This is a genomic window from Bradyrhizobium sp. 25ACV (assembly GCF_054863005.1).
In genome coordinates this window covers 16,791-28,956 of the sequence record NZ_JAVAYO010000001.1, presented here as the reverse complement: position 1 = coordinate 28,956, position 12,166 = coordinate 16,791, and the positions used below count along the sequence as shown (strand labels likewise).

At 64.6% G+C, this 12,166-nt stretch carries 10 protein-coding genes; 6 read left to right on the top strand and 4 right to left on the bottom strand.

Translation table 11 applies throughout. From position 1 onward, the window contains the following. Positions 1–95: 95 nt before the first annotated feature. Positions 96–464 carry a response regulator gene (locus RAD04_RS00110; RefSeq protein ID WP_461622685.1) on the top strand — a complete coding sequence of 123 codons (369 nt, stop codon included), beginning with the start codon at positions 96–98 and terminating at the stop codon, positions 462–464. A 15-nt stretch (positions 465–479) separates the two neighbouring features. On the opposite strand, the gene RAD04_RS00105 is transcribed toward RAD04_RS00110, so the two are convergent. Genes RAD04_RS00105 through RAD04_RS00095 form a run of 3 tightly spaced genes read right to left on the bottom strand, consistent with a single transcriptional unit; the run spans position 480 to position 3,676 of the window. Further along, a complete protein-coding gene (locus RAD04_RS00105) occupies positions 480–1,064 on the bottom strand; it encodes an invasion associated locus B family protein (RefSeq protein ID WP_461622127.1) in 585 nt (194 codons plus the stop codon). Positions 1,065–1,087: 23 nt separating this feature from the next. Then, positions 1,088–1,978, bottom strand: a complete 891-nt coding sequence (locus RAD04_RS00100) for an alpha/beta hydrolase family protein (RefSeq protein WP_461622126.1) — start codon at positions 1,976–1,978, stop codon at positions 1,088–1,090. Between the two features lie 9 nt (positions 1,979–1,987). Continuing rightward, positions 1,988–3,676, bottom strand: coding sequence for an aspartate:alanine exchanger family transporter (locus RAD04_RS00095; protein WP_461622125.1), 1,689 nt, complete (start codon positions 3,674–3,676; stop codon positions 1,988–1,990). 136 nt (positions 3,677–3,812) lie between these two features. Here RAD04_RS00095 and RAD04_RS00090 point away from each other — a divergent pair, with 136 nt between their 5' ends. From RAD04_RS00090 to RAD04_RS00070, 5 genes are all read left to right on the top strand, one after another. Next, a complete protein-coding gene (locus tag RAD04_RS00090; RefSeq protein WP_461622124.1) occupies positions 3,813–4,493 on the top strand; it encodes a YoaK family protein in 681 nt (226 codons plus the stop codon). Further along, a complete protein-coding gene (locus RAD04_RS00085; RefSeq protein ID WP_461622123.1) occupies positions 4,490–6,193 on the top strand; it encodes a SulP family inorganic anion transporter in 1,704 nt (567 codons plus the stop codon). The genes RAD04_RS00090 and RAD04_RS00085 overlap by 4 nt, the downstream gene beginning before the upstream one ends. Positions 6,194–6,375: 182 nt before the next feature. Further along, the gene (locus RAD04_RS00080; protein ID WP_461622122.1) at positions 6,376–9,129 is read left to right on the top strand and encodes a decarboxylase; all 2,754 of its coding nucleotides are present in this window, start codon (positions 6,376–6,378) and stop codon (positions 9,127–9,129) included. A gap of 12 nt (positions 9,130–9,141) precedes the next feature. After that, positions 9,142–10,842, top strand: a complete 1,701-nt coding sequence (locus RAD04_RS00075; RefSeq protein WP_461622121.1) for an aspartate:alanine exchanger family transporter — start codon at positions 9,142–9,144, stop codon at positions 10,840–10,842. 20 nt (positions 10,843–10,862) lie between these two features. Next, a complete protein-coding gene (locus RAD04_RS00070) occupies positions 10,863–11,297 on the top strand; it encodes a hypothetical protein (protein WP_461622120.1) in 435 nt (144 codons plus the stop codon). Positions 11,298–11,351: 54 nt separating this feature from the next. Here the strand turns inward: RAD04_RS00070 and ppk2 are convergent, their stop codons facing one another. Then, the gene (gene ppk2, locus RAD04_RS00065; protein ID WP_018319936.1) at positions 11,352–12,152 is read right to left on the bottom strand and encodes a polyphosphate kinase 2; all 801 of its coding nucleotides are present in this window, start codon (positions 12,150–12,152) and stop codon (positions 11,352–11,354) included. Between the last annotated feature and the right edge of the window lie 14 nt (positions 12,153–12,166).

Genomic DNA, 12,166 nt, shown 5'->3' with positions numbered 1-12,166 from the left:
CAGGCGCCGGGTCGGCAACGCAAAGCAAGCGTGTGCAATATCCCACCGCCGTCACAGCGCTCGCAGTTCGTCCATCTCCCGAAAGGCAGATCGCTTTGCCGCTATGCCCGTCCGTTTTTGTCGTCGATGACGATCAGTCCATGCGGACCAGCCTGAGCAGGTTGCTGCGTGGGCACGGTTTCGACGCCACGCTGTTCGACTCCGCTAGGGCCTTGCTCCAGCACGGCCAATTCTACACCGCGATCTGCATCGTCCTCGACATCGATCTTGGTGGAAAATCCGGCATCGACGTCCGGCGAAGACTGGCTGAGCAGGGCGTCACCGCACCGGTTATCTACATTACCGGCAACGACAGCCCCGCGAACCGCGCTGCGGCGCTTGGGTCCGGCTGCATCGCCTATCTGATCAAGCCCTTTACGGGCAAGTCACTGATCGAGTCCGTCGAACGCGCCGGCACCTCGTAAGTCCGGGTCCAGCGGTCATTCGTCGATCTGCTGCTCGAGCGTCTTGGCTGGCGCTCCCTTGTGGACTGAGGCGAATTGCGCCAGCGGAATCGAAGTCGTCAGGGCCAGGAGGTTCGAATCGACGAGTTCGAGTGTCAGGGTCTTGCCGGATTCCAATTCCCTGATGATCTTCGGCGCCGCCACATCGGCAGCGATGCACAGATTGGTGAGACACCAGGTATAGGGCAGGCGGAAGGGCGCGCCCTGGTCGACGCTCAACCTGGGTGCATGTTGCAGGTACATGCCGACAGGCACGAACAGTTGCAGCCGGGCCGTGGCGGCGTCTTCGCGCTCGATCAGATCGACGCGCACCGCCGTCTGTCCGGTCGCGAATTGGCCGGTGATCGAGGTCCGGCACAGTGTGGGCGCGCCTCCCGCCTTGAAGCAGAGCTTCTGCCAACCGCCGTAGCTGATGTCCTTTGCTTCACGCTGACCACGTGTGGCGGCTTCGGGCGGCGTCTCGGCCTGGGTGCCCTTCGGTGCGGCATGGTCGGGCGCCGCCGTGGCGCCGGCGATGGCGATAAGCAGGAGACTGGCAAGGCAGTCACGGGCATTGGGCATGATTTCACCTACGGATCTGGCATCTATTTCAGCGCGTCGAGGAACGTCGTAACCAGCGGCGACCAGAGCGGGATGGCATCCCTCGAGCCGACGAAGAAATGCCCCTCATTGCCGAACGGCGGCATCAGGTGATACTCGGCCCGGCCGCCGGCGGCGGTGAAAGCCGTATGCATGCGCTTCGACAGGTCGGGGCCGAAGAAAGTGTCGTTCTCGATGTAGATCCACAGCATCGGCACACGCGACGTACGGCCGAAATCCGCGGTGGCCTCAACCAGCCTGTCGGGGGCGCAGTTGTTGTTCGGCTTGCCGCCGACGCGTCCACCACGACCCGCAGCGAAGGTGATGATGGCCTTCACCTGCGGCGGGTTCATGCTCGACAAGGCGATCGAGGCCCAGCCACCGGCGGACTGCCCGATCACGATCACGTCCTTGGGAATGATGCGCTTTTCGGCGGCCAGATAGTCGATGATATCGAGGTCGACCTTGGCGACCGCGAGCCCGGCGTCATGGAAATTGGGATTGCTGCACTTGCCGATCTTGGAGAAGAACGGTCCGTAGATCGCGCGCTCGGGAATGTCGATGGCGACTGCGCCATAGCCGGAGCCGACCGGCGCCACCACGAGGTAGCCGCGCCTTGCGAACCATTGGGCGGCGTCGCGAAATTCGACCAACGGAAAGAAGCTGCGGTCGGTCGGGTTGAGCGAGACGCCGTGGTTCATGATCACGAGCGGGAAGGGGCCGTCGCCGACGGGACGCACCAGATAGGCGAACATCGGAAGCGGTAGTGGCAGCGCCCATATCTCTTCCTGGATGCGGACGTCATCCGCCGCGCGCGCTGCCGCGGCGAAAGCGGCCCACGCGAACAATATGGCCGCAAAACATCCGAGCACCAATCTGGCCGGTCGCCGCATCATGGGTCTCCGTCATCCGCTGTAGGTTGCCGCTACGATGATCGGCCCTAGCACGGTGAGCACCACGTTTCCGACCGCATAGGGCACGGCGACGCCGAGGACCGGCGTCTGGCTCTCGGCCACCTCGCACGCGCCGGTCACCGCGGCATCGACGGTCATGGCGCCGGCCAATGCTCCGCAGGTCACGACCGGGTTCATGCGCAGTACATAGAAGGCAAACAGCGTCGCGACGATCAACGGCACGAGCGTGATGACGAGACCCATGCCGACCAGAAGCAGCCCGTGGGCCTGGATCGCGGCCCAGGCCGCGGCGCCGTTGCCGAGCCCGATCGCCGCGATGAAGCCGCCGAGTCCGAGATCGCTCAGGGTCTGTTGCGCCGCCGGCGGCAATGCGCCCATGGTCGGCTTGCGTGACCGCAGCCAGCCGCAGACGAGGCCCGCGATCAGCGCGCCGCCGCCACCGCCAAGCGTGAGCGCGACGCCGCCGATCCTGAAGCTGACGAGCCCGGCGAGCAGGCCAGCCGCAATGCCGGCGGCAAGAAAGGCAATGTCGGCGCGATCGCCCGACCGCAGGATCTGGCCGATGGCCTTTGCTGCCCGTTCGATATTGCGCGTGCTGCCGACCAGCGTCATGACGTCGCCGACATAGATCCGTGTGTCCGCGCTCAAAGGAACCTCGCGGCCCATGCGGGTGAGGGCGCGTAGAAAAACGCCCCGGGCGTCAGTGCCGACACGCGCCGCGATCTCCTGGATCGAGCGGCCGTGGAGATGGCGATTGTCCACGAGCACCTCCAGCACGTTGCCCGGGACCGCTTTCAAGATTTCGTCGGCGTCGATCTCGGTGCCGATGATCGGCTTGGCGGCGACGATGACCGCAGTCCGGCCGGCGATGACGATGTCGTCGCCGGCCTCGAGCATGGTCTCCAAATGTGGCTCGATGTCCGCGCCTTGGCGGATGATGCGCTCGACGACCGTGCGGCTGCCGATTTCCTCCTCGATCGACTTGACGGTGCGCCCGGCGCCCGCGGTCACGCGATAGGCGCGGGCCTGGAACTTGCGATAAGAGAGGTTTTCGGTTTTGGGCGGTTCGCCGCCGGCAAGCTCCGCCTCGAGCTTCTTTGCCTCAGCCTTCAGGTCGATCCGCATCAATTTCGGCGCGACGAAGGGGACGAACAGCAGCGTCAGGATATAGCCGAGCACATAGGTCACGGCGTAGCCCGCCGCGATGTTCGCCTCCTGCTGGCTCAGCACATCCTTGGGCAGGCCGAGCTGGGCCAATGCGCCTGAGGCGGTGCCGATGACCGACGATTGCGTCAAGGCTCCGGCCGCGATCCCCGAAGCGGTGCCGGGATCAAGCCGGAAGCCGTGGGCAAACAACAGGACGACGACCAGTCCGGTGCCGCCCAGCACCAGCGCCATGGCGACCTGCGCGAGCGTGCGGACGCTCAAGGAGGCGAAGAACTCGGGCCCGGACCGGTAGCCGATCGTGAACACGAACAGGCTGAACAGGATGACGCGGAGCAGCGGCGGGAACGCAAAACTGCCGAGCTGTCCGAGCAGCACGGAAACGATCAGGATGCAGGCCGTGGTCCCGACGGCGAAGCCGCGGATCCGGACTCGGCCCAGGATCGTGCCGATGGCGACGGCCAGCAGCAGAAAGATTTCGGGAGCGGTGGAGATGATCCACCTGACGGTATCCATGTCGCATCTCCCCCGGCGCTTTGCCGTGATCTCAGTCGGGAAATCGCGGGCATTGCTTGATCCAGATCAAGCCCTGCGAGCGGCAAGGCACCGCCTATCGGATGATGCGGAATTCGCGACAGTCGGCATCGTCAACATGAGCGCTCTCGACCTCGCAGCCGGCGCGATCCGCCGCGACGAAACGGTGGAGATCGTTCTGCTGCTCGCGTTCTCGGGCGGCTATATCGACGCCTATACCTGGATCATCCACGGCGTGATGGCGAATGCCCAGACGGCTAACCTGATCTTCCTCTGGGTTTATGCGACGGCCGGCGACTGGACCAAGGCGTTTCACTTCGTGCCGCCCCTTCTCGCCTTTGCCGCCGGTATCGTGATGGCCGCATGGCTGCGCCGCGCTGCGGGCGAGCGGGCCAGCGCAATCAGTACCCTGCTCGAGATATTGCTGCTGATCGCGATCAGCATCCTGCACAACAGGCTGCCGGATCTCGCTGGAACGCTCGGCATCTCGTTCGTCGCCGCGATGCAGACCGCGATCTTCACCAGGGTCGAGGGCGCTGTTTGCAGCACGGTGATGATCACGGGCAACATGCGCCAGGCGATCGAGGCTGTCTTTTTGGCCGCCGCCGGAGGCGCGCCGCTCGGTACGCTGCGCCGCTCGGGCATCTTCTTCGCCTTGTGTGCGGTGTTCGGCTTGGGCGCCGCGGTGGGCGCCTTCGCCACCAAGGCTATTCCGGACCTCGCGCTCGGCATTCCCGTGGTCGCGCTGTTGGTGGTCTTGCTGCGCTGCGAAGCCTCGCATCAGAGGGCGGTCCAATGAGCGCGCCGTCCGAACCTGGATGGATACGGTTCTTCCCGCCGGCCGGCTGGCTTGGCGTCTACCGGCGAGAGTGGTTTTCCTCCGACGCCGTCGCCGGCGTCACGCTGGCTGCTTACGCCATCCCGGTCTCGCTCGCCTATGCCGCGCTGGCCGGCCTGCCGCCTCAGATCGGCGTTTACGGCTATATGCTCGGCGGCATCGGCTATGCGTTGCTCGGCTCGTCCCGGCAACTTGCGATCGGGCCGACCTCGGCGATCTCCCTGATGATCGCGGGCACCGTCGGTGCCCTGGCCGGAGGCGATGCGATACGCTATGCGCAGATCGCAAGCCTTGCGGCCCTTGCAGTGGCGGTGCTGTGCTTCATCGCGTGGTTGTTCAAGCTGAGCGTGCTGGTCCGCCTCGTCAGCGACAGCATCCTGGTCGGCTTCAAGGCCGGCGCCGGGCTCACCATCATCATGAGCCAGCTGCCGAGCCTGCTCGGCGTTGCCGGCGGCGGCCACAATTTCTTCGACCGCGCCATCAAGCTGGCCGGCCAGCTCGGGACCGTCAACCTGCTCGTGCTCGCCGTCGGCGCCGTCGCGCTGCTGCTCCTCCTGTTCGGCGAACGGCTGCTGCCGGGCAAACCGGTCGGCATCACCATCGTCGCGCTCGCGATCGGGACGGCGACGCTCCTCGGCCTGCCGGCGCTCGGCGTGCCCGTCACCGGGAAGATACCGGAAGGTCTCCCGGCCCTGGGCATTCCGACGCTCGGCCTGCTGGACTTCGACGATCTCTTCCCGCTCGCTGCAGGGTGTATCCTGCTGGCCTATATCGAGGGCGTTTCGGCCGCCCGCAGCTTCGCCGCCAAGCACGGCTATCCCCTCGATGTCCGGCAGGAGTTCCTGGGGCTGGGCGCCGCGAACCTCGTCGTCGCCTTCGGCCATGGCTATCCGGTTGCCGGCGGGCTGTCGCAATCAGCCGTCAATGACAGCGCAGGCGCACGGACGCCGCTGGCTTTGGTGATCTGCTCGGTGACGCTCGGGCTGTGCCTTCTGTTCTTCACGGCACTCTTGACCAACCTGCCCAAGGCCGTGCTTGCAGCCATCGTCTTTGCCGCCGTCTACAAGCTCGTCGACGTCCGCGCGCTGGTTCGGATGTGGCAGGTCAGCCGGATCGATTTCTACGCCGCAACGATTGCGCTGGTCTCCGTGCTGTTGCTCGGAATTCTCCAGGGCGTGCTGCTGGCGTCGATCGCGTCGATCTTTTTGCTGCTGGCCCGGGCCTCGCGGCCAAACGTCGCGTTCCTCGGCCGCTTGCCCGGCAGCGGCCGTTATTCGGACAGTTCAAGGCACGCGGACGTCGAGCCCTTGATCGGCGTCATCGCGTTCCGGCCCGAAGCCTCGCTGCTCTACATCAACGCCGAGACGATCCTCGAAACCGTCCTGATCGCGCTTCGGCGCGCGCCCGAGGTCCGGCTGGTGGTCTGCGACCTCTCGGCTTCGCCCTATATCGACCTGGCCGGCGCGGGCATGCTGCACGACCTCCACGACGAGCTCGCCGCGCGAAAGGTCATCTTCTCCATCGTCGGCGCGCACGCGCAGCTCCGCGATCTCTTGCGCGCGGAAGGGCTGGCGGAGAGGACCGATAGCGGCCAGTGGCTGCGATCGCTCGACAGCGTGCTCGGCGACGAGCAGGCCGTGACGGCGCAGCGGACGGCCTGAGCGGGCGTGTTGCAATGCAAATGACCGCTGCGGCCGACGGTCTCGCCAGAATGCGTCCGACCGTTGACTTGGATCAATGGAGCCAGCGGCGCCGAACTCACGATCGCGCTCATCTTCGCCCAATGGGCATCAAATGACCATCGAGTGACCATCAGGGCTTTGCCGAGGATCGGGAGAGACATATGTCCAAGGACACCAAGCCAGCGCAAAAGCGCATCGATCAGTTCTTCTCTGGTCCCGGCAGCCGGGCGGACGAATGGCGCGACCTCGTGGAGGCCGCAAAAGCCTGGGCCCGTGTCGGCAATCGCGCGGTCTACGATGCGGCGCTGGCCGAGCTCTCGGTGACTGAGGAGTTTCACGGCTATCCTGGGCTGCAGCTGATGGCGGCATTGCGGGAGGCCGCGTCCGCGGGCGATGGGGCAACGACGCTCGCCCTTGCGACGCGGATTACCCAGGCCCTGACGACGCGATCCTTCCGTCAGCATGCCGGCGACTGGAGCGCGAAGGATGACGGCAATGGCGACGCGCCCGAGCTGGTGCCACCGACGTTCGGTGCGCACACGGCGCGCCGGCCCTATTTCGAAACCCTGATCGTGACCGGCGTGTCATCCAGTCAGTGGCCGGCGCTCGCCGCCGAATGGCGCAAGTTGCGGCGTCCAATCGATGGCTTCATCTATGAGCCCGTCATCGTCGGCAGCCTGGAAGACGCATTCTGCGCGACCATGCTCAATCCCAATATCGCGGCCGTCATCATCAACGAAGGCTTCGGCCTGCGCTCGCGCCACAACGCACCCGTGCTGCGCTCGATCACGGCTTCGGCCGGCCTCAACGACGAGTCCGACGCCTCTGCGCTCCGGCTCGCCCAGATCATCAAGCGCGTCCGACCTGAGCTCGACCTCTACATGATCTCGAACCGCGACGTCGAGGAGTTGGCTGGAAACCCTGAAGCCAACGTCGTTCGCCGCATCTTCTACTCCGTCGAGGAGCTCCTCGAGCTGCATTTGTCCATCCTCGAAGGCATTCAAGATCGCTACGACACCCCGTTCTTCGACAATCTGAAAAAATATGCGCAGCGTCCGATCGGCACGTTCCATGCGTTGCCGATCGCCCGCGGAAAGTCGATCTTCAAGTCCGACTGGATCCGCGACATGGGCGAATTCTACGGGCCGAACCTGTTCCTGGCCGAGAGCAGCGCCACCACGGGCGGCCTCGACAGCATGCTGGAGCCGACCGGCAACATCAAGAAGGCGCAGGAGAAAGCGGCGAGGGCGCTCGGCGCTGACCGCGTCTTCTTCGTCACCAACGGCACCTCGACATCGAACAAGATGGCGGTGCAGGCGCTGCTCGCGCCGGGCGACATCGCGATCGTCGATCGCAACTGCCACAAGTCGCACCACTATGGAATGGTTCTCGCTGGTGCGCAGCCGCTTTACGTCGAAGCCTTCCCGATGACGGAATACTCGATGTACGGCGCGGTGCCGCTGAAGACGATCAAGCAGGCGCTGCTCGGCGCCAGGGCCGACGGCCGGCTCGACCGCGTCAAGATGATCGACCTCACCAACTGCACCTTCGACGGCCACATCTACAACACCCGCCGGGTGATGGAGGAATGTCTCGCTATCAAGCCGGACCTGATCTTCCTCTGGGACGAGGCCTGGTTCGGCTTCGCGCGTTTCTCGCCGTTCCTGCGCCGCCGCACCGCCATGGGGGCGGCCAACGAGATCGAGGCGTGGATGCACGACCCGAAGTCGGTCGCGGCCTATGAGAAGCAGCAGGCCGAGCTTGGCAAGAACCCGTCGGACGAGATGCTGCTCAAGACCCGGCTCATTCCCGATCCCAGGCAGATCCGCCTGCGGGTCTACCAGACCAACTCGACCCACAAGTCGATGTCGGCGATCCGCCAGGGCTCCATGCTCTCGGTCAAGGACGTCGAATTCCACACGGTCGAGCAGCAGTTCAAGGAGGCCGTGTTCACCCACGCTTCCACCAGCCCGAACCAGCAACTCATCGCCAGTCTCGATATATCGCGGCGGCAGATGGAGCTGGAAGGTTACGGCCTCGTGGCCAATGCGATGGAGATCGCGCTTGCCATTCGCCAGGCGGTCAACAACAACCCGCTGATCTCGAAATATTTCCGCATCCTCGGCGCCGACACCATGGTGCCTGCCCAGTATCGCCAGAGCGGCTTTACCGATTATCTCGCCGCGGGCGTAAATTGGGTCAACACCCTCAAGAGCCTGGACGAGGACGAGTTCTGCCTCGATCCGACCCGCATGACATTGGTGTGCGGCATGGCCGGTTATGACGGCACCCAGTTCAAGGGTATCCTCGCCAACGAGTACAACATCCAGGTCAACAAGACCTCGCGCAACTCGGTCCTGGTCCAGTCCAACATCAACAACACCCGCAGCGACGTCGCGCATCTCATCCGCGTCCTCGCCGAGATCGCGGGCGAGGTCGATCGCGGGTTGGCGCAGGGCGGTGCCAATGCGAAGAAGACGTTCGAGGCACGGGTCAAGAGCCTGATGACCGACGTGCCTGATCTGCCCAACTTCTCGCATTTCCACCCGAGCTTCCGCGGGGATGCCGGCAGCAAGACCAATGAAGGCGACATTCGCAGCGGCTTTTACGCGGCCTACGACGTGGCGGGTTGCGAGCACATCCGCCTCAACGATCCCGAGATCGATCGCCGGCTCAAGTCGGGACCAGAGCTCGTCTCGGCCAATTTCGTGATCCCGTATCCGCCGGGCTTCCCGATCATGGTCCCCGGTCAGGTCATCACGCAGGAGACCATCGACTTCATGCGCAAGCTCGATGTGAAGGAGATCCATGGCTACGACGCCAAGGAAGGGCTGAAGCTCGTCCGCTCCGAAGCCTTGGCGAAGATCGGCAAGCCCAGGCCCGCCGCGACGCCGAAGTTGAAAGCGGCATCTTAGAGGGGATCGAACATGCAGGGCTTTTTCACGTTCCTGCAGCAGAATCCGTACCTGCTGCTGTTCTTCGTCGTCGGCCTCGCCGTCTATATCGGCCGGGCCAGCATCAAGGGGTATGGCCTCGGCATGGTTGCCGGCGCCATCGTGGTCGGCGCCGGCGTCTCGGTGTGGTCGTCGACCTACGGCGTGAAGCTCGAGCTGAACAATTTCGCCAAGAGTCTGTTCTACTATCTCTTCATGTATGGCGTCGGGTTGCGTGTCGGGCCGTCCTTCATCAACAGCCTGAAGGGTGACGGCCTGAAGTTCTGCATCCTGGCGGTGATATCGAGCGTCATCGGGCTCGCGCTGGTGGTGATCGGCGCCAAGATGTTCTCTCTCCCGCCAGGCGCAGCCGGCGGCATGTTGGCGGGATCGCAGACCATGTCGGCGGCGATCGGCTCGGCCGAGCAGGCCGTCACGTCGGGCGTCGTCAAGCTGCCCGAAGGAATGAAGCCTGAGGAGGCCTCAGGCATGATCGCACTGTCCTACGGTATCACCTACATCTGGGGCACCGTCGGCATCATCCTGATCTGCAAATACCTGCCGCGCTGGTGGGGCGTCGATGCCAGGGCCGCCGCGAAGCAGTACGAGCGGGAATTCGGCGTCAAGGATCTCGAAGGCGGCGGCCTGACCGGCTATCGTCAGTTCGGTCTGCGGGCCTACCGGCTGGAGAACCCGGCGACGGTCGGTATGAGCATCGCGAAGTTCCGCGCGATAAATCCGGAATACCGGATCGTCAATGTCGGGCGGAACGGCGAGCCGCAAGGCGCGGATGCCGACCTCGTGCTGCAGAAGGGCGACATCGTCGCCCTCGGCGGCTCGACCGAGCACCTCACCGAGAAGATGGGCCTGATCGGTCCGGAGGTCCCGGATGCCAAGACGCTCGGCATTCCCATGGACCAGGCGGACATCCTCATCACCAACAAGGAGATGGTGGGGCGCACCTTCGAGTCCTTCCGCGACACCGCGATCGCCGGCCAGCTGCAGGTCACCAAGGTCGAGCGCGGTGGCGTGCAGATTCCGGCGGGTCTCAAGACCAAGCTGGAGCGGATGGACATCGTCTCGGTGGTCGGCCTGAAGTCCGCGGTCAACGAGCTCGGCGAGATGTGGGGCCGCATCGCCCGGTCCAACACGTCGACCGATCTGTTGACGCTGGCGGTCGGGATGATCATCGGCTTCCTGATCGGCAAGATCGAATTCCCGGCATTCGGCGCCAAGGTCGGCCTCGGCAACGCCGGCGGTCTGCTGCTGTCGGGCGTGATCGTATCGTCGGTCGTGTCGCGTCTGCGATTCTTCGGCAACACGCCGAACGCGGCGCGCAACGTGCTCGAGGATCTCGGCCTCGTGGTCTTCGTGGCCATCGTTGGCGTCAATGCCGGCGCGGGACTGCTGTCGCAGCTCACGGGTGCGGTCGCCTTGAAGATATTCCTGGTCGGCTTCATTGCCTGCACGATCCCGCCGTTCATCGTCTGGGCGATCGGCTTCCACGTCTTCAAGATCAACCCGGCCGTGCTCATGGGCGGCGTCGCCGGTGCGCGGTCGCACTCCGGCCCGGCCCGCGAGGCCGCTGTCGAGATCCAGAGCTCCGTGCCCTGGATCGGATTCCCGGTCGGTTATGCCGTCTCGGGCATCTTGCTCACCGTGTTCGGCTACTTCGCGATGATCCTTGCGCAATGATCAAGAGGGGAAAGAAAGTCATGAAGAAACTTGCCGTCGGCGTCGCCCTGGTTGTCTCGATTGCGGCCCTGACCGGTCTCAGCACGCCGTCGCGTGCCGAGACCGGCGAGGTCGCCGTCGTCTTCACCAAGGGCGGCTTCATCGTCGGTGTCGGTGGCGGCGAGGGCGTTCTGCTCCTCAGGGGCAAGAAATATCCCTTCACCGTCTCCGGCATGAGCGTCGGACTTACGGTCGGGGCGTCGACGACCAAATTCGTCGGCCGGGCGCTCAATCTGAAGGGACCAGCATCCATCGAAGGCTCTTACGCCGTGGGCGGAGCGGGCGGAGCCGTGGCCGCGGGCGCCGGCGCCGTTCAGCTGCAGAACGGCAATGGCGTGATCCTTCAGCTCAGCGGTCCGAAGGTTGGCGCGGAAGTGTCGGCGGCGGTCGGCGGCGTCACGATCCGCCTGAAGTGATCCTGAGGGCAATCAGGGCAATCGGGCTGCCTCACCGGCAGCCCTTTTCGCGTCTCAATACCGCTCGGCGACGAAGTTCATCCCCTTCAGGCCGGCCTGGTCGTTGTAGCGGCCCTTCTCGGAGCGCTTCGGCAGCTTGATTTTGTCCTTCTTGATGCGCTTGTAGGGAATTGCGCCGAGGAGATGTGCGATGCAGTTCAACCGCGCCTTGCGCTTGTCATCGGAGCGGATGATGTACCACGGCGCTTCCTTCGTACTGGTCTGCTTGAGCATCAGATCGCGCGCTCGCGAATAGTCGTACCAGCGCCGGTAGGACTCCAGGTCCATCGGGCTCAGCTTCCATTGCCGCACGGGATCATCGATCCGGGCGTGGAAGCGACGCTCCTGCTCGTCCATTCCGACCTCGAGCCAGATCTTGATCAGGATGATACCGCCATCGATGACGTATCTCTCCATCTGCGGGCAGAGAGAGAGGAAGCGCTGGTGCTCGGCGGGCGTGGCAAAGCCCATGACATATTCGACGCCGGCGCGGTTGTACCAGCTCCGGTCAAAGATCACGATCTCGCCGCCGGCCGGAAACTGCTCCATGTAGCGCTGGAAGAAGAGCTGTGTCTTTTCGCGGTCCGACGGCGCCGGCAGCGCCACGACGCGGAACACGCGCGGGCTCACCTTCTCGGTGATCGCCTTGATCGTGCCGCCTTTGCCGGCGGCGTCGCGGCCTTCGAACACGATGATCACCCGGAGCTTGTTCGCCCGCACGTAGTCCTGAAGGTGACAGAGCTCGACCTGGAGCTTTTCCAGCTCCTTCTCATAGTCCTTCCGCTTCATTCGCTCCGCGGGCGCATCCTTGGCCATGCCGGTCCTTTCGC